Origin of the sequence: Falsiruegeria litorea R37 (assembly GCF_900172225.1) — a bacterium.
In the GTDB taxonomy this organism is placed as follows: Bacteria; Pseudomonadota; Alphaproteobacteria; order Rhodobacterales; family Rhodobacteraceae; genus Falsiruegeria; species Falsiruegeria litorea.
This window is the reverse complement of sequence record NZ_FWFO01000001.1, coordinates 1017426-1038017: the sequence shown is the minus strand read 5'-3', so window position 1 is coordinate 1038017 and position 20592 is coordinate 1017426. Positions and strand designations below refer to the sequence as shown.

Here is a 20592-nt window from a genome sequence, read left to right as displayed (position 1 = left end):
AAGAAGAAAAGACTTTGGGGGGACAGAGCAAATGATCGTGCTGGAGAAACGACCACAGCCATCACAGACCTGGTCCATGGCCACGCCTGTCGTGGCGGTACTTGCAACAATGTTCTTTGGCGGGGTGCTGTTTGCCGCGCTTGGCAAGAACCCGGTTGAGGCAATCATGACCATCTTCTGGGAGCCGCTCTTTGGCGAGTTCTCGTTCTACTATCGCCCGCAGTTGCTGATCAAAGGCGCGCCGTTGGTACTGATCGCGATTGGCCTGTCCTTGGGCTTTCGCGCAGGCATCTGGAACATCGGGGCCGAAGGGCAATACATCATGGGCGCCATCGTGGGTGCCGGTGTGGGCCTGGCCTTCTACCCGCTTGAGGCGTGGTACATCTTTCCGCTGATGGTCATTGGTGGCGCTTTGGGCGGTTGGATCTGGGCAATGATTCCGGCCATCCTCAAGGTCAGATTCGGCACCAACGAGATCCTTGTGTCGCTGATGCTGGTCTATGTGGCCGAACAAATGCTCGCCTCGGTCTCGCTGGGATTGCTCAAGAACCCCGAAGGCTATGGCTTTCCCGGCTCGCGCAACCTGCAATCCTGGGACAGCGCGCATAACGCCGAGCTGTTCGCAGGCTCGGGCATGCACTGGGGCGTCGTGACGGCGCTGATCGCGGTGATCTTTGCCTATGTCCTGCTCAACCGTCACATGCTGGGCTTTCACATCCGCCTGACCGGTGAGGCACCCCGCGCGGCCAAGTTTGCCGGTGTGAACCCGGCGCGGTTGATCCTGTTCTGCCTGGGTGCCTCGGGTGTTCTGGCAGGCCTTGCGGGCCTCTTCGAAGTGGCAGGCCCCGCAGGTCAGATCACCATCGACTTCAACGTCGGCTATGGCTTTACCGCGATCATCGTGGCCTTTCTGGGCCGGTTGCATCCGGTGGGCATCGTACTGGCGGGCGGCGTCATGGCGCTGACTTACATTGGCGGCGACATCGCGCAGTCGAACCTGGGTCTGCCATCGGCCGCCATTCAGGTCTTCCAGGGGATGCTGCTGTTCTTCCTGCTGGCACTGGACCTGCTTACCAACTACCGCATTCGACTTGCCAGCAAAGAGGTGGCGTGAACCATGGATCTTTCTGCAATCAATCCCGTCCTGCTGATCGCCTCGCTCATGGTGGCAGCAACCCCGATCCTGCTGGCCGCCATTGGTGAGCTGGTGGTGGAAAAAGCCGGTGTTCTGAACCTGGGCGTCGAAGGCATGATGATCGTTGGCGCGATCTCGGGCTTTGCGATCACGGTCGAAAGCGGCTCGCCTTGGTTGGGTTTCCTGGCCTCGGCCATTGGTGGCGCGCTCTTGTCCCTGCTCTTTGTGGTGCTGACGCAAGTGGCACTGGCCAATCAGGTCGCCTCGGGCCTGGCGCTGACCCTGTTCGGCTTGGGCCTCAGCTCACTCATGGGGCAAAGCTATGTGGGGATCAAACCGCCGCAGATGGGCAAGCTGGACATCCCCGTCCTGACCGATCTGCCCGTCATCGGCCCGATCCTGTTTGGTCACGATCCGATCCTGTACCTTGGCATCGCGTTGACCGCCGCTGTCTGGGCGCTGCTGAAATACACCCGCGTCGGTCTGGTGCTGCGCGCTGTGGGTGAAAACCACGACGCCGCCCACGCGCTTGGCTACAAGGTTGTGCGCATCCGCATCATGGCGATCATGTTCGGTGGCGCCTGTGCGGGCTTGGGTGGCGCCTACATCAGCCTGATCCGCGTGCCGCAGTGGACCGAGGGCATGACCGCCGGTGTCGGCTGGATCGCGCTGGCACTGGTGGTGTTTGCCAGCTGGAAACCATGGCGTGCGCTTTTGGGTGCCTATCTTTTTGGCGGTGTTACGGTTGTGCAGCTGAATCTGCAGGCCGCAGGCGTTGCCATCCCGGTCGAGTATCTGGCAATGTCGCCCTATCTGATCACCATCTTTGTCCTGGTGCTTCTGTCACGGGACAAAAGCGGCGCGCCTGCATCGCTGGGTCGCATCTTCCACGCCACGCATTGATGTGGCAAAACCAAACCAAAGCCCTGATAAAAGGGCAAAACATACCAACCTGGGGAGTAACCTAATGAAACTCACTTCACTTCTTGCCACTGCGGCGCTTGGCCTTGGCCTGGCCACCGCAGCGGTCGCGGCAGACAAGACCAAAGTCGGCTTTGTCTATGTCGGCCCTGTGGGCGACGGCGGCTGGACCTATGAGCACGATCAGGGCCGCAAGGCCGTGGTCGAAGAGTTCGGCGACAAGGTCGAAACTGTCTACGTTGAAAACGTGGCCGAGGGCCCCGATAGCGAGCGCGTGATGACACAGATGGCGCTGGACGGTGCCGATCTGATCTTTACCACCTCGTTTGGTTACATGGACCCGACCATCAACGTGGCCAAGAAGTTCCCGAACGTGAAGTTCGAGCACGCGACCGGCTACAAGCGCGCCGACAACGTGTCGACCTATTCGGCCCGTTTCTATGAAGGCCGCGCCGTTCAGGGCACCATCGCCGGTCACATGACCAAGTCGAACGTCGTGGGCTACATCGGTTCGTTCCCGATCCCCGAAGTGATCCGTGGCATCAACTCGGCCTTTGTCCACGCCCGCAAGGTGAACCCGGACGTGCAGTTCAAGATCGTCTGGGCCTTTACCTGGTTTGACCCGGCCAAGGAAGCCGACGCCGCCAAGGTTCTGATCGAACAAGGTGCGGACGTGATCCTGCAGCACACCGACTCGACCGCGCCGCAGGCTGCCGCACAGGCCGCCGGCAACGTGATCACCTTTGGTCAGGCATCCGACATGAGCGAGTATGCACCGCACCCGCGCGTCAGCTCGATCATCGATGACTGGGCGCCCTACTACATTGCGCGCACCAAGGCCGTGATGGACGGCACCTGGGAGAGCAAAGACACCTGGGACGGCATCGGTGCCGGCATGGTGGGAATCGGCGAGATCTCGGACGCGGTTCCGGCCGAAGTGAAAGCCGAAGCGCTGGCGATCAAGGATGCACTGGCGGACGGCTCGTACCACGCCTTTACCGGCCCGATCAAAAAGCAGGACGGCAGCGATTGGCTGGCCGAGGGTGAGACCGCAGATGACGGCACCCTGGCTGGCATGAACTTCTATGTCGAAGGCATCGAAGGCGACATTCCGCAGTAAGCGCCGGATCAACGAACTAGAAAAGCCCCGCCTTTTGCGGGGCTTTTTTGTTGTCTACATCAGCGATTGCGAAACGATGAAACAGCCAGAGAGCATCAGCAAAACCAGTACCGCTCGCTGAAACCCTTTTTCGGAAATTGACAGGAACATGTTCGCGCCGACTACGGCCCCAAGCAGGCTGAACGGGATGGCTACGCCTGCATAGGCCATCAGTTCAGTATCGACCTTGCCAAGCGCGACCATGGCAACGGCCGACAACATCAGAATGAACAGGTTGAACGGCTGGTACCGCGCACGCTGATCTGCAGGGGAAAGCCGTTTGAGCTGCAACCAGATCAGCGGGAGCACGCCCGACAGTCCGGCAAAGCCACCAAGCACCCCTCCGACAAAACCGATACTGCGGTCAGCAAACCCGTCTTCGGGCGCAGAAACCATGGCCGCTGGCAGCCCTTTGAGTTGAAATAGAGCATAGGCGATCAGGAACCATCCAATGGTTGTCTTGACGACATTGGGGTCCAGCACACTCAGCAGCAGCGCGCCTACAGGTACACCCAGAACACCGCCCGAGATCAGGTAGATGGACAGGCGAAAATCCATCCGCCCTGACAGTTTCCACAGGCCCACGACCTGACCAGCCAAAGCCGCCAGGATGATCAGCGGTGGTACCACATGTGCCGGCAGAACCAGGAACCAGAAACCTGACGCCACCAGGGCGGTACCGAACCCGGCAAACCCGTTGATGAAGCCCGCTGTCAATGCCCCCGCCACAAGCAATCCAACCGTGACCCAATCCATCCATCTCTCCCCAAAAAAGAAGTGCCCCATCGGGGCACTCCAAAGATCATCGGTATGGGTTGACTCAGTGACCGCCCGAGAACACCAGCGTCTGCACCGGCATCAGGATCATCCGAAGGCGCAGGCCGGCTGCGTGAACCACGCCAATGGTGTCCACCACGTGCAGGAAGATGCGCTCGCCCGTGCCCAAATCCTCATCGTGCTCCAGGCGCTCGTGGTTGTTGGTATAGAGGTTCGCCAGACAGTTGCTGCCCGGCGGCAGGTCCGGCGCGTTGTCGGAATAGAGCGGCTCGAGAAAGACCATGATACTGCCCGGCACCGGGTTGTTCTGAGGATCGAAAATCCTGTCAGAGGGGCGGACCTGACCCGACGGGATCACGTCCTGCACAGCCACCACAACCATCGGGTAGACGGTGAACGGCTGCGTCATGCAGCCGATCTCTGCCACCATGCCCGGTTTGGCGACCTGTGCGGCCATCTGATTGAACCCAGCCTGGAACCGCTTGTGACCGGTGCTGGCGGGCACAAGGATACCGGCGGGGCGCAGAACCGGGCTGACATAGTCACCGATCTGCAGACTGAGCTGTTCGATGGTGCCATCGACACCGGCCACGATCAGCGTCTTGTCCAACTCGGCCTGAGCCTGCGCCAGCTGCGCCTCGGCGCTGTCACGCTGCGCGGGGATGACCACATCAATGCGCTCTTCGACTGCCTTCAGCTGCGCTTCGGCAGCATCAACCAGAGCGGCGCGTTCATCGACGAGGTTCTGCAGACGTTCGATCTCGGTCAATTTGACGGCGCTTGAGCCCTGTTCGAGCAGGGTCTGGTTGCGCGCCAGATCCTCGTTCGACTGGGTCAGGGCCGCATTGGCTTGCACGATGCCGGCCTTGGCAGCTGCCAGATCTGTCTGAGCAACCGAAACAGATGCGTCAACTTCGGCAATTGCGGCCTTGGCGGCTTGCACCGAGGCCTCTTGCGATACCGCATCCAGACGGAAGATCGGATCGCCCGCTTTGACCTTCTGGTTGTTCTCTACATAGATCTCGGACACGCGCCCGCCGAACTGAGGCAGGATCGTCAAGGTCCGATAGTAGGACGCAACCGAACCCGTCGCCGGGTGATAATAAAACAGCACCGTGATGACCGAGATGGCCGCGATGGCACAGGCGGTCAAACCTATGCGCAGCTCGTACCACATGGAAAACAGGGTGATCTCATGCCCGATCCGCTTGCCCTGGACATAGCGGCGAAACAGATAGTCGGGAAGAATGGTGAACAGGGCGCAAATCAGCGTTTCAAGCATGCCTTACACCTCCTGCTTCGGGGCAGGTTCGGTCACTGCCTCGGTGGGGCTTTCTTCAACCGGATCCGTCGCAAAATCACTTTCCGAAGGTTTGAACCCGGCCAGTCTGGCCAAAGATTGCGCGATGGATTCCATCGGACTCAGGTAATCCGGGAACCGGAACCCGGCCACAACGACCGCAAGAACCCAGAACAGATTGTTGTGGGTAAACAGCGCGATCAACGCCAGGATGCCCACAACTTGAAATTGAGAGTGGTTGGATTCGTGAGCCATACGCTCGGGCAGCGAATGCAGGGTGAAATACCCAACCCCGATCAACAGGATCAGACCCAGGGTAAAGAACACCATGAAGGTGAACAGATAATCACTGCCGTCTGCGGCCACGACATAATCGGGTATATGCCCGGCTGCCATGGGATGAAGCGTCCCGTTTTCCACGCTAAATTCCTTTGAAAACAACTCCTACTGTCCCGTGCATTGCACGCATCCGGAATCTGTGCAACGTCAAATGCAGGGCCTGCGTGTCTGGGTCCGCGCCTTTCAAACAACAGGATTTGCAGCATGACCCGCTCCCTTTGCACCCGCAGCGGCCACGTCGTCAGCCAGTTCGCCTTTGGCACGATGCAGTTCGGAGGACGCGCCGATGCGGCACAGTCCCACGCCATGTTCGACGCCGCACGCGCCGCCGGGATCACCCATTTCGACACCGCCTATCTGTACACTGATGGTGCGTCCGAGACCCTGCTGGGCGAGATGATCGCAAAGGATGCCGAGGATCTGTTCTTCGCCACCAAGGTTGCCTATGCCGGAGGCATGGGGGCCGACAACATCCGCACCCAGTTCGATGTGTGCCGTCAGCGATTGAAGCAGGACACTGTCGATCTGCTTTATCTGCACCGTTTTGACCCCTCCAGCGACCTGGCCGAGGCGATGGCCTGTCTGGCCGAGCTCAAGCAGGCCGGGCAGATCCGTCATGTGGGCCTGTCGAACGCCGCTGCCTGGCAGGTGATGAAAACCGTCGCCGTGGCCCAGACCTTTGACCTGACCATCGATGTACTGCAACCGATGTACAATCTAGTCAAACGTCAGGCCGAGGTTGAAATCCTGCCGATGTGCGCCGATCAGGGCATCACCGTTGCCCCATACTCCCCTTTGGGTGGCGGGCTTTTGACCGGTAAATATGCCCAAGGCGGCAGCGGCCGTTTGGATGAGGATGCAGGCTATGCCACGCGCTATGGGTTGGATTGGATGCCCGGCGCGGTCGCAGGGTTGGTGCAGATTGCACAGGAGCTGGACGTCAATCCCGCAACGCTCGCGGTGGCCTGGGTTGCAGCGCATCCCAATGCACTCTGCCCCATCATCTCAGCCCGCTCGGCAGAGCAGCTGCGCCCGTCGCTGGACTCCATCGACTATCCTTTGAGTTCCGAAATCTATGCCCGCCTGAGCGCTTTGGCCCCAACCCCACAGCCCGCAACCGACCGGACCGAAGAACTGTCATGATCGACTTTCTGGTCATCGGCGGCGGCATCGCCGGTCTGAGCGCGGCCGCCCGATTGTCGGCACATGGGTCGGTCTGTGTGCTCGAAGCCGAAGACGCCCTTGGCTATCACAGCTCGGGCCGATCGGCGGCCCTGTTTGAACCAAGCTATGGCGTGGGTTCCACCCTGACACTCAGCCAGGCCAGCGCTGCGTTCTTTCACGACAGCGAGGCCGGTTATCTGTCACCGCGCGGGTTGTTGTTGGTGGGCGGGCACGACCAGCGCGCGATCTTTGAGCAAGAGTGTCGCGACCTGTCCATGACGCCGCTGACGGTTCAACAGGCCCAAGACATGGTGCCGGTCCTGAACCCTGACACCGTTGGCTACACGGCCTTTCATGGTGAGGCTTGGGACATCGACACCGACCTGCTGCTGCAGAATTTTGCCAAACAGGTTCGCGCCAGCGGCGGGCAGATTTTGCCGCGACACAAGGTGGATGGGATCACCCGCACCAAATCGGGCTGGCAGGTTCACGCAGGCGAGGTTTTCGATGCCCGCATACTGCTCAACGCAGCGGGGGCCTGGGTGGACGAGATTTCCGCCTTGGCCGGGATCACGCCCTTAGGGATCACACCCTATCGCCGCTCGATGGCGCGTCTGCCAGCACCGGGTGGGTCAGATCTGCGCAATTGGCCAATGATGTTTGGTGTTGACGAAAGCTGGTATGCCAAGCCGGACGCCGGCGCGCTGATCGTGTCCCCGTCCGAGGTGGACCCAACCACCCCACATGACGCCTATGCCGATGACATGGTTCTGGCCGAGGGGCTGGCCCGCTACGAAGAGCGCGTGACCGAGCCGGTGACGCGCGTCACCAGCAATTGGGCCGGGCTGCGCAGCTTTGTGCCGGACAAGAACCTGGTGTTGGGGCCTGATCCCGATGACCCCAGCTTTGTCTGGGTCGCGGCGCAGGGCGGTTATGGGTTCCAGACCGCGCCTGCAGCCTCGCAATTGGTTGCCGATCTGGTCTGCGGGCTTACCTCTGATCTGAACCAAGGCACCATTGCCGCCCTCAGCCCCGAAAGGCTCCGCACATGAGCAAACGCACCTTGCCCCCCACCGCGAGTGTTGCCGAAGCAGGCGAAGGCGCGCGTTTGGTCGCCCCAGCCGCCAGCCGCAACGTGGATGCCATCGGCGCGCTCCTGGAACAGGTCGCACCGCGCTCTGGCAACGTATTGGAGATCGCAAGCGGCACCGGACAGCATGTAGCCACCTTTGCGCCCCGCTTCCCCGATCTGATCTGGCAGCCCACAGACGTCGACGCCGAGCGCCTTGCCAGCATCGACAGCTACGCCCGGGGTCTGGGAAATATTCAGCCTGCGCAGATACTGGATGCAACGTGCCCGGGATGGGCAGCGGCGTATCCAAATCAATCCCTCGTCCTTCTGGTGAACCTGTTGCACCTCATCAGCTGGGGCGAGGCCAGGACCGTTGTCACCGAATCCGCGCAATCTTTACGCCCCGGAGGGCGTTTGGTTCTTTATGGTCCATTCATGCGCCAAGGCGAGTTGACAAGTGAGGGTGATGTTCGCTTTCACCAATCGCTGACCGCACAAGACCCTGAAATCGGTTACAAGAACGACCAAGAAGTCGTGGATGCCGTCGAACGAGCGGGACTGACGCTGGTCGACATGGTCGATATGCCAGCAAACAATCTTGCCTTGATCGCAGAACGGCCCACCGCATGATCTGAATCAAAGTCCAGGCCGTCATACCCCAATACACATTCTGATAATTCTATGTGTAAGAGGAGCCAACATGTCCTGGACCGAAAAACTTTCCGCCACCCGCGCAGGTCTGCGCAATCTGAATGGGGCCATTCCCGACACGGCCAAAGCCTTTGGTGCTTTGGGAAAGTCCGTAAAACAAGGCGGCACGCTGGACTACAAAACCAAGGAATTTGTGGCCTTGGGCATCTCGGTCGCGGATCGCTGCGAACCTTGCATTTCGCTCCATGTTGAGGCTTTGGCCAAGGCTGGGGCAACCCGCGAAGAGATTGCCGATGTCCTGGGCATGTGCATCCAGATGGGTGGTGGCCCGTCGATGATGTATGCGGCCAAAGCGTTGGAGTGTTTTGACGAACTGACCGGCTGAGCGGTGACACGTCGCGGCAGAGCATTGGTGAATGCTCTGTTGCCGTTCGGTGGACGGTGCCGATTTCCATTAGGGTCAGGGCCCATTATTCTTGCGTCGCTGGATTAATGGACCCTGACCCTAGGCAATCCCGCTGCGGCACAATAGTCTGATGGGCGAAAACACGGGAGGGTGACATGACTGGATTTTCGTTTGAAGCGTTGGTCGCAGAACTCAAGGGCTATGTGAACACGCCCGATCCGCAAGCCGCTATCAAGGCCCACCTGCAACAACTTGTCCGCAACCCGGCGCCGCTGCTGGCGGCCTCGGATAAACTGAGCGAGCCCGAGACCCTGTTTCACGAGGATGATGACCTGTCGATCTGGCATTGCCGTTTTCAACCCGATGTGATGCTACCGCCCCACGAACACCTGCTGCCTGTTCTGATCGCCTGCTACAGCGGCGAAGAGCTGAGCCTGCTTTATCAAAGCGGAGAGGCCGGACTGGATCAGGTCGGTGAGATATCCGCCGCCGCAGGCGAAGTCATCGCGCTGGACCGTGACGCCATCCACGCCGTCACCGCCCATGGGGACCGTCCCAGCGAAGCGATCCACGTCTACTTGGGGCCGTTGATGAAGCTGAAACGAGATCTGTATGACTGGGATACCGGCAAAGCCGTCGATTTCACGATGGAGGCATTCGAGGCCATGAAACGACCGGTCTAAGTCTCGAGCAGAGAATAGAGAGAGACTGGTCCACTGATGCCCCGCACCGCGTGCGTTCCGCGGGAAACGAACAGATCAGAAGCGTTTTCAGCCACGTTCGAGGTTGCCAGAACACGAGCTCCAATGGATTTTGTCAGGCCCTCGATCCGACTGGCCAAGTTGACTGCGCCGCCAAGTACCGTGAAGTCCAATCGGCCTGGGCTGCCGATGTTGCCATAGCTGACTTTTCCTGCGTTGGTACCTATCCCCAGGTCGAGCGGAGCTTGCTGATTTGCCATTCGCGCATGGTTTAGTTCTGCGAGGCCATCCAGAACTCGCCGGGCGGACAAAGCCGCCTTGCGACATGTCTTTTCAGTGTCCGCATCGGACGGGATGGGAAAAATCGACAAGATGCCATCGCCCATGAATTTCAGAACATCGCCGTCGTTTTCCTCAACCGCCTGAACAACAACATCAAAGTACCCATTCAGAGCATCGAACAATTCGTTCTCATCCGCCTGCTCGGACAACGCCGTGAACCCCCGAAGGTCCGAGAACATGACCACGGCATCGACAGTCGTACGCTCGCCTCGTTTGATCGTTCCATTCCAAACGGCGTCGGACGCCCCATCCCCCAAGTAGGTGCGCAGCAAACTCTTCGACGATTTGCGCATCGTGACCGGCTCTAGCGCGCATGACAAAGCAGGAAGTGCAGCTTCGATCATTTCCAGATGGTCAGACATAAACCCCAACGGATCTTGGGTCACGAAGGTACAGCCATGCATCGAGCCGTCACCGTAATGGAGCAAGGTTGCGTAGTAGTCCGTCCCACCCTGCTCTGCAAACTCCAGATACGAGATGTGATCCGATCCCGGATCCAGGCCAAGTAAGCTTTTGTGCAGGGGGCGTCTATGTTTGAGGATATATTCAAACGAGCTGCCAACGTAACCGTCCGTCAACATGCGCTCATGCGTGACGTCATAAACTTCGGTGTTATCGGGCGTCCAGACCACCCCCCATGCGATCAACAAGGGATTGGCAAACCGCTGCCCGATATTGACCCGCCACAGAGGCACGCCCGCCTCGATCAGTGAACTGCAGAAATGCGAAACAACTTTGACCGGATCGTTGGAGCACCGCCCTTCGGTCATCATCCAGTGAGAGAGTTGATGCAGTGTTTCCATTCCATCAGCCTAGCTTCGCAAACTCATGGTGAACAGAGCCATCGAGTAGATACGAAAATAGCCCCAGCATTTCACTGAGGCCCAATCCTGTTTTCTTCTTTAGGTGCCCTCAACCGCCGACTCGGGCGGCACATATCCCATGCCGATCAACAATTTTGAGAGGACAGGAACCGCGCCAGGCGCTCTTGTAACTGGGGGATCGCCTTGGGATGCGACAAGAAGGCCTCAATCTCCATCATTTGCCAGTATTGCCCCTCATCTCCAAAGCAAATGGTCGCGATCTCGGTGGGCGTGATATGGGCCACCAGGAAATACGAATGTTTGGTCGTATCCGTGAACGCCTGACATCTTTCCCGCCAGACAACCCTTGAGGCATCAATGTCTAGGCCAAACTCTTCTTTGGTTTCCCGCAACGCGCATTGCTCGGGTGTCTCGCTGTTTTCTTGACCACCCCCAGCCAAGTCCCACAGTCCGGGGAATGGAATCTCGGGCTTGTTGTCCCGCAAGTAGGTTACGACACGGGTGCCTTCGATCAGGGCGATCTTGGCTCCTGAAAACTCTTCGTACGTTGTCGTCATGGCCCCTGCCCTCAATCGCTTGCAGGCCAATACCCTAGACACGTGATCTAAAGACGCAAGGCTGGGGCATACACCGGTTCAACCAAAAGGGCCGCAGCGATTTCGCTACGGCCCATTGGTTCGATTTCGAAAGGCTCAACCGTCCTTGCGGATGGTTTCGTTCTTGGGGTCATAGGGGCTGTCGCAGGTCACGACGCCGTCCCACAGCTTGTCCTGCATCTTCACCTTCACCTTGGTGCCCTCGACCGCCAGTTCAGGCGGCAGATAGCCCATGCCGATCGATTTCTCAAAAGCAACCGAGTAGCCACCCGAGGTCAGACGGCCCAGACGGGTCACACCATCCTCGGCATAGATCACTTCGCGGCCCCAGGGGTCCGCATCGCTCGGTCCGTCGATCAGCAGGGTGCAGCATTTGAAGCGCACGCCGGTTTCAACCATCTTGTCCTTGCCGTGGAACTCCTTCGACAGGTCGATAAAGCGCGGCAGGTCGGCCTCGGCCGGGGTCGCATCACGGCCCAGTTCGGTGCCGAACGCACGATAGGATTTCTCCTGACGCAGCCAGTTCTGGGCGCGTGCGCCCACCAGCTTCATACCGTGCTTCTCACCGGCCTTTTCCAGCAGGTCGAACAGGTAGTTCTGCATTTCCATCGGGTGATGCAGTTCCCAGCCCAACTCGCCGGTATACGCCACGCGGATCGCATTCACGGGACACATGCCCAGTTCGATCTGACGGGCCGACAGCCAGGGGAAGCGCTTGTTCGACAGGGCGGTTTCCGGATCGGCGTCGTTGATGACCTCTTTCAGCACGTCACGCGACTTGGGCCCGGCGATGGCAAAGACGCCCCACTGAGTGGTGACATCCTGGATTTCGATGTAGCCGAATTCGTCCATCTTGTCCTCGGCCGCCTTGCGCAGGAAGTCGGCGTCGTATTCGGTCCAGGCGCCGGAAGAGACGAGGTAGTAGTTGTTCTCGCCGTTACGGACGATGGTGTATTCGGTGCGGGTGGTGCCGTGGCTGGTCAGCGCATAGGTCAGGTTGATGCGGCCCACTTTGGGCAGCTTGTTGCAGGTGAACCAATCCAGGAACTGGGTTGCACCGGGGCCTTTGACCACATGCTTGGTGAACGCGGTCGCGTCGATCAGGCCAACGCCTTCGCGGATCGCTTTCGCCTCATCTACGGCATGCTGCCACCAGCCGCCACGGCGGAAGGAACGGCTGTCGTGATCGTAGGTCTGCGGTGCGTCGAGGGGACCGAAGTAGTTGGGACGTTCCCAGCCGTTGACCCAGCCGAACTGTGCGCCACGGGCCTTCTGACGGTCGTAAGCAGGTGCAGTCCGCAATGGACGGCAGGCTGCGCGTTCTTCATCCGGGTGGTGCAGGATGTAGACGTGCTCATAGCACTCTTCGTTCTTGCGCGCGGCAAACTCGGTGGTCATCCAGTTGCTGCTGTAACGCTTGGGGTCGAGCGAGGCCATGTCGATCTCGGCCTCACCATCAACCATCATCTGCGCCAGATAATAGCCGGTGCCGCCCGCAGCAGTGATCCCGAACGAGAAACCTTCGGCCAGCCACATGTTGCGCAGTCCCGGCGCCGGACCAACCAGCGGGTTGCCGTCAGGGGTGTAGCAGATCGGACCGTTAAAATCGTCCTTCAGGCCGCTTTCCGCACAGGACGGAACACGCTCGGCCATGGCCATGTACTGATCCGCAATCCGGTCCAGATCCAGCGGGAACAGGTCGGCACGGAAGCTGTCCGGCACGCCATGTTCAAACTGCGCCGGTGCGCCATGCTCATAGATACCCAGGATCCAGCCGCCACGTTCTTCGCGGGCATAGGATTCATTGTCGGCATCGCGCACAACGGGGTGCTCGGGGTTGCCAGCTTCGCGCCATTTGACCAGTTCGGGGTCTTTGTCCATGACGATAAAGGTATGCTCGACCGGGATAGCAGGCATCTTGATGCCCAGCATCTTGGCGGTGCGCTGCGCGTGGTTGCCGGACGCGGTCACCACGTGCTCAGCGGTGATGACGACCTGCTCGTCACTTGCCACCAGATTGCCGCCCTTTTCGACCATCTTGGTGCAGGTGACTTCCCAATGCGTACCAGTCCAGTGGAAGGCATCAGCCTGCATCTTGCGGACGATGTCGACACCGCGCTGACGGGCGCCTTTGGCCATCGCCTGGGTCACGTCTGCGGGGTTAATGTAACCGTCTTCGGTGTGATAGATCGCACCTTTCAGATCACTGGTCTCGATCAGCGGCCAGCGCTCTTTGATCTGATCCGGGGTCAGCCATTCATAGGCCACGTCGCAGGTCTCGGCGGTGGAGGCATAGAGCATGTATTCATCCATGCGCTCTTGCGTCTGCGCCATGCGCAGGTTGCCGACAACGGCGAAACCCGCGTTCAGCCCGGTCTCTTCTTCCAACTGCTTGTAGAAATCGACCGAGTACTTGTGGATGTGCGTGGTGGCATAGCTCATGTTGAACAATGGCAGCAGACCAGCCGCGTGCCAGGTCGAGCCGGACGTCAGTTCGTCCCGCTCGATCAACATGACGTCATCCCAACCTGCCTTGGCCAGATGATAGGCAATCGACGTACCGACGGCACCACCGCCGACGACCAGTGCTTTGACTTGGGTTTTCATATCCGGGCGACTCCCCTTGAATTCAGCTGCCTCCATATGAAGGAAAGCCAAGCCTCGGCGCGACAATCATCCGACCTGTGATAAGGAAAAAACGACGCCCTGCGGGTGCTGGCTGTCGGTTTCTCTCTTTTGTCGTCAGTTCTGTACGATTTTGCAGCGTTTGACCGCGCCCTGCATGACACAATTCGATCCACTGAAACCGCCTTTGTTCACGCGCACCTCGACCGGCTGTTCAACGGGCTGATCGGCCGCGACCCCAGTCCCCCCCATAGACGTCAGGCTGTCCATCAGGCCAGAAAGCATCCCCGGCTTTTCCTCGGCGTGTTCTACAGCAGCCTGGCGCGTATCGGTGTCGTCGTCCTGCGGCGCGGCCTCAGCCTGACGGCGATCCGCTTGGAAGAGGCTGGAAACCGCGTGACCATAACCGATCTGCAACAGATCCGGGTTATCGAAAACCTCGCCCCCTGTGATGTCAACAATTCCGTCCCGGTTAAATCCTGAGACAAATGTATTCACCATCAACGATCCCATATCCATGTTCTCGATCTTCTCCATCGAGATCTTGGCCTGCATGGTCGTCGCCTTGCGGTACAGGTCGTCGATTTGCTCGGCCCGCGCGGTCTGCTCAGCCGGGGCAACGACATACCCCGCACCAACCGCCGACACGGGATGTTTCAAGACTGCATTCAGCGCAGCATAATCCAGGCTGCTCAGAAAACGCTGGATTGTCGCGTCGCTGGCGTCCGTGCGCAAACGGATCACGACCTCTTCGTCAAAGCCAATTCGCCCGACCAGGTTTCGATAGCCCAATGGCTCGTCGGTTGAGCTCAACGTGCTGCGGGACACCTCGACAAAGCCGACACCGTCGAAGACGGCATAGCCTTCGGTCTGCTCCATGCCTTTTGAAAAGGCCATCATGTTTCCCATTGCCAGGCCTGCCATGGTGTTGCGGTGCGCCTTTGGTTTGAACGTGATGTCGAGCCACAGGGTTTCCACCCCGTTTGGCCCGGCCCCACTGTAGATGCGCCCGGTCCGGTCCAAGATACGCGCCTTTGCGGCGTTGCCCCTGCGTTCTGCGGTGTAGATGTCCGTAGTCGAAAGCGTATTTGCCACCGGTGTGGGCTTAAAACTCAACGCCCTGATAACAGGAGCTTCTTCGTACTGAGCAAAGCTGTAACTCGTCCACCCCTCTGGCGGGGCCGGCATGAACCCCTGCCCGCCTGCGGCCCACCGCGCTTGCCGGTCAGCTTCGACCTTGGCCGCAGTACGATCTGCCAACACCGCCGCGTAGCGGTCGTTCAATGTCTCCAGATAGGCTGAGACGCCGAATGCGCCTTCGGCCTTTTTCGATTGGGTATACACGTCGACGCCGACCGCGACCGCGCCACAAACCAAAACAAATCCAACGGTGTTTGCAATGCTCATCAAAAAATACTCGCACAAGGGGATCAGATAAGATCAACCTGTGCGAGAAATCTGGCAGGGATTGGGCAAAACCGGGTGGGAATATGACTTTTGCCTAGTCAGGCAGAATTTTTCCCGGGTTCATGATGTTGTCGGGGTCCAAGGCCCGTTTGATCGCCGCCATATAGGTTGTCGCCGCGCCCAGTTCCTTGAGCAGATAGGGGCGTTTGCCCTGACCGATTCCATGCTCGCCGGTGCAGGTGCCGTCCATCGAAATGGCCATGTCGTTCAGCCAGCTCACAAATTCTTCGGCTTTGGCAACCTCGTCCGCGTTTTCCATGTCGATCAGCAGCAGCGTATGAAAGTTGCCGTCACCTACGTGGCCTACGGTCGGCGCCACCAGCCCCAGGTCAGCCGCCTTGTCCTGCGCCGCGGTCACGCATTCCGCCAAACGCGAGATGGGCACGCAAACATCCGTGGAAATCCCGCTGGCACCAGGGCGCAGCTGCAGGGACGCCCAATACATGTCATGCCGGGCCTGCCACAGCTTGCTGCGCTCTTCGGTCGACGTGGTCGAGGCAAAATCACTGCCACCGAACTCTTCGGCGATCTGGCCAAAGGTCTCGGCCTGTTCGACGACGCCCGCCTCGGACCCGTGGAATTCCAGCAGAAGCAGAGGCGTTTCCGGCAAGGTCAGCTTCGAATAGTCATTCGCAGCTTTGACCGACAGCGCATCCAGCAGCTCGATCCGGGCCACCGGGATGCCGTATTGGATGGTCATCATCACTGCCTGACAGGCTGCATCGACCGATGGGAAAGAACAGCGGGCCGAGCTGATCGCCTCAGGAATGCCTTGCAGGCGCAGGGTGATCTCGGTGATCAGGCCAAGCGTTCCCTCGGAGCCCACCAACAGGCGGGTCAGGTCATAACCGGCGGATGATTTCTTGGCCCGTTGCGCGGTGCGGATCACCTGCCCGTCGGGCATCACGGCCTCAAGCGCGATCACGTTGTCTTTCATCGTGCCATAGCGAACCGCATTGGTGCCGGATGCGCGGGTCGAAGCCATGCCGCCAAGCGAGGCATTGGCGCCGGGGTCGATGGGAAAAAACAACCCCTGATCGCGCAAATGCGTGTTCAGATCCTCACGCGTCACACCGGGCTGCACGACGCAATCCAGATCACCGCTGTTGACGGCAAGGATCTTGTTCATCTGGCTCACATCAACCGAGATCCCGCCGGCTGGCGCGTTCACATGCCCCTCAAGCGAGGTGCCAGTGCCAAAGGGGATGACTGGCACCTTGTGCAGGGCGCAAGTCTTGACGATCTGCGCCACTTCTTCGGTAGAATGGGGAAAGACCACGGCATCGGGTGATTGGTTTTCGATCCAGGTGGTGGTGTGGCCATGCTGCTCACGCACTGAAGCCCCGGTTTGCAACCGATCACCGAACTGCTGCTTCAGGATACCAACAACCGTCTCGATCCCGGTCTCGTTGCGCGGCAATGCGGTGGCTTGAACCATGTTTCTCTCCCCTTGTGTTGACGTGACAATACGCAAACTTGTTGTCGAGTCAACTAACCTCCCGGCCGATCACTCTCCAAGCGCAATCCCCTCGCGCCGCGGATCGGCGCCGCCTTTGAGCGTCTCGCCAATTTCGATAGCGTGCAAACCCGAAGTCAAGTCGCGTAGATTCACCTTGTACCCCATCTCTTCGAGCGGGGTTTGCAGCGCCTCAGCTGTGGTGCCTTGCTCGATATCATAGGTTCCGAAACGGTTCACCAGATGCGGCGCTGACAGGGCCTGCTGCAGGTCCATGTCCCAATCGGCCCATCCAACGATGGCGGTGGCCACATAACCGATGATCCGACTACCGCCGGGCGAGCCGATGACCAGCAACGGCGCGCCATCCTGCATCACAATCGTCGGGCTCATGGACGAACGCGGACGCTTGCCTGGCTCCAGCCGGTTGGCAATAGGAACACCATCGCGATGGGTACGGAACGAGAAGTCGGTGAGCTCATTGTTGAGCAGGAACCCGTTTGTCATCAGGCGCGATCCAAAGGCATTTTCGATGGTGGTCGTCATCGACAGGACATTGCCGTATTGATCCACAATCGAAATGTGCGAGGTCGACGGCAACTCAATCGCTTCGTCATCCGCCCAGTTGAGCGCATGGTCGAACTCAGGTGACCCCGGAGCAACCTCGGTCAGTGCATCATCCCCTGCCAGCAGTTTGGCGCGATCAGCCAGATACTCTTTGTTTACCAAGCCAGCGGTTGGCATCGGGACAAAATCACTGTCGGCCATGTACCGCCCCCGATCAGCAAAGGCCAGGCGTGAAGCATCCCCAATGAGCCGCCAACTTTCGGGGTTCTCAGCCCCCAAAGCCGCCAGGTCATAACTATTGAGCATGCCCAGAATCTGCCCAACGGTCAGTGCGCCGGACGATGGCGGCCCCATGCCGCATACGTCATAGGCCCGGTAGGCGGCGCAAACCGCATCGCGCTCCTTTGCTTGATAGAGCGCCAGATCGGTTTGCGACAAGACGCCCGGATTGCCCTCGGCTTCCTGCACGGTCGAGACGATGTCGGCGGCAATCGAACCCGAATAAAACCCGTCAGCCCCTTTGGCCGCCAAAACATGCAAAGTTTGCGCATAGGCTGAATTCGTCAGCACGTCACCCTCTACCAAAGGCGCGCCACCCGGCAGAAAGTATTCCGCCGTAACCGGGAAACGTGCCAACCGCTCGGCATCGCGTTCAACCAATCCAGCCAGACGGGGTGAGACCTGAAATCCTTGCTCTGCCAACTTGATCCCGGCACCGAACAAAGTCGGCCAGGGCGCGCGGCCCCATCGGCGATGCGCCTCTTCCATCAAGGCCGGCGTGCCAGGAGTACCGACCGAGCGTCCCCCAACAACCGCATCAAAGAACTTCAGGGGCTCGCCCGCGTCGTCCTGAAACAATCGCGGCGTCGCGGCAACAGGTGCAGTTTCGCGGCCGTCCAACGTGGTCAAACTCTGCGAGGCGGCATCGTACCAGACCAGGAAAGCCCCGCCACCCAGACCCGAGGATTGAGGCTCGACCAGCCCCAGCACGGTCTGCACCGCCACCATCGCATCCGCAGCCGACCCGCCATTTCGCAACACTTGCGCCCCTGCTTCAGCAGCCAAAGGGTTCGCTGCGGCCACCATCCAATTCTCGGCCTCAACCACTTGGCCGGCGTCCTTGGCCGCCAAAGCAGCGCGCGCGGCCTCGGTTAGTGTTTGAACGTGGCCAGATGTCGCCGCCTCAGGTGCAACAGCATCTGCTGCCTCTTGGGCCTGCAAGGTATGACTTGAAAGAACAACCGAAGCCAGAAGCCCCGCCTTAACCGTCTTGTGCATTTCAAATCCTCCGGTCTGAAAATTCGTTTTGAACCCTGATCCTAAGCCTATTTTAATCTTCGCCAAGTTCCATCTTTGGCATTCATCGCGCATCGGCTGAATGTCTCTTATGTCGACAAGAAAAAGGGGTGGAATGACACGCATTGATCACACCCTCTCTGCCTTGGTTCTGGCGCTGTTTGGGAGCAGCTTACAGGCGGCTGAACTGAACGTACCTGCAAATGCCCCACCGATCATCTCGGACTATCTGAGTATGCGAGGCGCCAACCAATTGCCCCGCCCCACCCCGCATCAGGGCATCGACATCAGCGGCCCCGTGGGGATGGAGATCCTTGCTGCCGCTGATGGGGTCGTGCGAGATGTCGAGATCGCCGACTGCTGGGGGCCGACAATCGTGATCGACCACGGGCTTGGTTTTGACAGCAAACCACTTGTAGCCGTCTACGGTCATTTAGGACACGTAGCCGTCAAACGAGGGCAGCGTGTTTTGCGCGGGCAGCACGTTGCCGTTTTGGGTGACAACCACGGCTCATTTGACTGCGTCGTCGGCATCCGGCATCTGCACTTTCAGCTAGGGCGGCAATGGCGATCCGGGGCCAAGGGCAGTTATTGGGGACATGTCCGCTTTCTGGTCGACGGTCGATCCGGCGTGAACCCGCATCGCTATTGGGCGGATGGGCCGGGGCGTGTCACCTGTTACCAGCCAGGCAAGCGATACCGGTCAGGCACCCTAACCTATCCCGCGCCCTGCAAGTGATGCTCAGAGCATTGCCGGAACAACCTGATCCGGCGGGCGGTGACCGTCCTCAAAAGTTTTGATGTTGATGATGACTTTTTCGCCCATCTCGATCCGGCCCTCGACCGTGGCCGAACCCATGTGCGGCAAGAGCACCACATTGGGCAATTCCCGCAAACGGGGATTCACATCGGTGCCGTGCTCGTAAACGTCCAGCCCCGCACCTGCGATCTCGCCATTGCGGATCATCCGGGTGAGTGCGTTTTCGTCGATCACCTCACCGCGCGAAGTGTTCACGATCACACCGGTTGGCTTCATCAGTTTCAAGCGGCGTGCATTCATCAAATGAAACGTGCTGGGGGTCGACGGACAATGGACAGACAGGATGTCCATACGGGCCACCATCTGGTCCAAGCTCTCCCAATAGGTCGCTTCCAACTCACGCTCGGTCTCGGCGCGCAAACGACGACGGTTGTGATAATGAACCTGCATACCAAAGGCCGCAGCGCGACGAGCTACGGCCTGACCGATACGCCCCATACCCAAGATACCCAAACGGCGCCCCCCAAGGCGCCCGCCTAGGAACGCCGTCGGCGCCCAGCCGTCCCAATCGCCCTTTTGCATGATAGCCATCCCTTCGGGCAGGCGACGGGTGACGGACAGAATCAGCCCCATGGTCATATCAGCGGTATCATCGGTCAGAACGCCGGGCGTGTTTGACACCAGCACACCGCGGCTGCGTGCCGTGGCCACATCGATGTGATCGACGCCCGCGCCATAGTTCGCGATGAGCCGCAGGCGTTCTCCGGCCTGCCCAATAAGCCCCGCATCGATCTGATCTGTGACCGTGGGCACAAGAACATCCACATCCTGCACCGCTTCGACCAGCTCGGATCGGGTCATCGGCGTGTCATCGTCGCGCAGGCGCACATCGAACAACTCACTCAGCCTGGTTTCCACCGCTTCGGGCAACCGTCGCGTTACAACAACACTCAGACGTTCTCTTGACACTTCCGCTCTCCCAGGCTTTTCAAACAGCTCCGCGCCATGTCATCGTGGCGCAGGAACAGGCGGGG

At 59.5% G+C, this 20592-nt stretch carries 19 protein-coding genes; 9 read left to right on the top strand and 10 right to left on the bottom strand.

Annotated elements, in window-relative coordinates:
* Positions 1-31 precede the first annotated feature (31 nt).
* From TRL7639_RS05150 to TRL7639_RS05140, 3 genes are all read left to right on the top strand, one after another.
* A complete protein-coding gene (locus TRL7639_RS05150) occupies positions 32-1114 on the top strand; it encodes an ABC transporter permease (RefSeq protein ID WP_085794691.1) in 1083 nt (360 codons plus the stop codon).
* 3 nt (positions 1115-1117) lie between these two features.
* Complete coding sequence (locus TRL7639_RS05145; protein ID WP_085794690.1) at positions 1118-2038, top strand: ABC transporter permease; 921 nt, start codon at positions 1118-1120, stop codon at positions 2036-2038.
* A gap of 64 nt (positions 2039-2102) precedes the next feature.
* Positions 2103-3176 carry a BMP family ABC transporter substrate-binding protein gene (locus TRL7639_RS05140; RefSeq protein WP_085794689.1) on the top strand — a complete coding sequence of 358 codons (1074 nt, stop codon included), beginning with the start codon at positions 2103-2105 and terminating at the stop codon, positions 3174-3176.
* A 54-nt stretch (positions 3177-3230) separates the two neighbouring features.
* Here the strand turns inward: TRL7639_RS05140 and TRL7639_RS05135 are convergent, their stop codons facing one another.
* The 3 genes from TRL7639_RS05135 to TRL7639_RS05125 form a co-directional block, all read right to left on the bottom strand.
* The gene (locus TRL7639_RS05135) at positions 3231-3971 is read right to left on the bottom strand and encodes a sulfite exporter TauE/SafE family protein (RefSeq protein WP_165759758.1); all 741 of its coding nucleotides are present in this window, start codon (positions 3969-3971) and stop codon (positions 3231-3233) included.
* A 64-nt stretch (positions 3972-4035) separates the two neighbouring features.
* A complete protein-coding gene (locus TRL7639_RS05130; RefSeq protein ID WP_085794687.1) occupies positions 4036-5274 on the bottom strand; it encodes an HlyD family secretion protein in 1239 nt (412 codons plus the stop codon).
* 3 nt (positions 5275-5277) lie between these two features.
* Positions 5278-5712: a hypothetical protein gene (locus TRL7639_RS05125; RefSeq protein WP_370808715.1), complete on the bottom strand. Its 435-nt coding sequence runs from the start codon at positions 5710-5712 to the stop codon at positions 5278-5280.
* 123 nt (positions 5713-5835) lie between these two features.
* Here TRL7639_RS05125 and TRL7639_RS05120 point away from each other — a divergent pair, with 123 nt between their 5' ends.
* The 5 genes from TRL7639_RS05120 (at position 5836) to TRL7639_RS05100 (ending at position 9607) form a co-directional block, all read left to right on the top strand.
* On the top strand, positions 5836-6774 hold the full coding sequence (locus TRL7639_RS05120; RefSeq protein WP_085794685.1) for an aldo/keto reductase: 939 nt from the start codon (positions 5836-5838) through the stop codon (positions 6772-6774).
* On the top strand, positions 6771-7847 hold the full coding sequence (locus TRL7639_RS05115; RefSeq protein WP_085794684.1) for an NAD(P)/FAD-dependent oxidoreductase: 1077 nt from the start codon (positions 6771-6773) through the stop codon (positions 7845-7847). The genes TRL7639_RS05120 and TRL7639_RS05115 overlap by 4 nt, the downstream gene beginning before the upstream one ends.
* The gene (locus TRL7639_RS05110) at positions 7844-8497 is read left to right on the top strand and encodes a DUF938 domain-containing protein (RefSeq protein WP_085794683.1); all 654 of its coding nucleotides are present in this window, start codon (positions 7844-7846) and stop codon (positions 8495-8497) included. The genes TRL7639_RS05115 and TRL7639_RS05110 overlap by 4 nt, the downstream gene beginning before the upstream one ends.
* A gap of 70 nt (positions 8498-8567) precedes the next feature.
* Positions 8568-8903 carry a carboxymuconolactone decarboxylase family protein gene (locus TRL7639_RS05105; RefSeq protein WP_085794682.1) on the top strand — a complete coding sequence of 112 codons (336 nt, stop codon included), beginning with the start codon at positions 8568-8570 and terminating at the stop codon, positions 8901-8903.
* A gap of 176 nt (positions 8904-9079) precedes the next feature.
* Entirely contained in the window at positions 9080-9607 is a 528-nt protein-coding gene (locus TRL7639_RS05100; RefSeq protein ID WP_085794681.1) for a hypothetical protein, read from the top strand.
* On the opposite strand, the gene TRL7639_RS05095 is transcribed toward TRL7639_RS05100, so the two are convergent.
* The 6 genes from TRL7639_RS05095 to ggt all read right to left on the bottom strand — a co-directional run bounded on the left by TRL7639_RS05095 (position 9604) and on the right by ggt (position 18780).
* A complete protein-coding gene (locus TRL7639_RS05095; RefSeq protein ID WP_085794680.1) occupies positions 9604-10770 on the bottom strand; it encodes an adenylate/guanylate cyclase domain-containing protein in 1167 nt (388 codons plus the stop codon). The two genes, TRL7639_RS05100 and TRL7639_RS05095, sit on opposite strands and share 4 nt — an antisense overlap.
* A gap of 146 nt (positions 10771-10916) precedes the next feature.
* The gene (locus TRL7639_RS05090) at positions 10917-11348 is read right to left on the bottom strand and encodes an NUDIX hydrolase (protein WP_085794679.1); all 432 of its coding nucleotides are present in this window, start codon (positions 11346-11348) and stop codon (positions 10917-10919) included.
* 135 nt (positions 11349-11483) lie between these two features.
* Positions 11484-13994: a GcvT family protein gene (locus tag TRL7639_RS05085; protein WP_085794678.1), complete on the bottom strand. Its 2511-nt coding sequence runs from the start codon at positions 13992-13994 to the stop codon at positions 11484-11486.
* Between the two features lie 135 nt (positions 13995-14129).
* On the bottom strand, positions 14130-15419 hold the full coding sequence (locus tag TRL7639_RS05080; protein ID WP_085794677.1) for a hypothetical protein: 1290 nt from the start codon (positions 15417-15419) through the stop codon (positions 14130-14132).
* Between the two features lie 94 nt (positions 15420-15513).
* Positions 15514-16917 (bottom strand): FAD-binding oxidoreductase, encoded by a 1404-nt coding sequence (locus TRL7639_RS05075; RefSeq protein ID WP_085794676.1) that lies wholly within the window; start codon positions 16915-16917, stop codon positions 15514-15516.
* Positions 16918-16986: 69 nt separating this feature from the next.
* Entirely contained in the window at positions 16987-18780 is a 1794-nt protein-coding gene (gene ggt / locus TRL7639_RS05070) for a gamma-glutamyltransferase (RefSeq protein ID WP_085794675.1), read from the bottom strand.
* 133 nt (positions 18781-18913) lie between these two features.
* Here ggt and TRL7639_RS05065 point away from each other — a divergent pair, with 133 nt between their 5' ends.
* The gene (locus tag TRL7639_RS05065) at positions 18914-19537 is read left to right on the top strand and encodes a M23 family metallopeptidase (protein WP_165759757.1); all 624 of its coding nucleotides are present in this window, start codon (positions 18914-18916) and stop codon (positions 19535-19537) included.
* A gap of 3 nt (positions 19538-19540) precedes the next feature.
* Here the strand turns inward: TRL7639_RS05065 and TRL7639_RS05060 are convergent, their stop codons facing one another.
* A complete protein-coding gene (locus TRL7639_RS05060) occupies positions 19541-20527 on the bottom strand; it encodes a 2-hydroxyacid dehydrogenase (protein ID WP_085794673.1) in 987 nt (328 codons plus the stop codon).
* Positions 20528-20592: the final 65 nt, after the last annotated feature.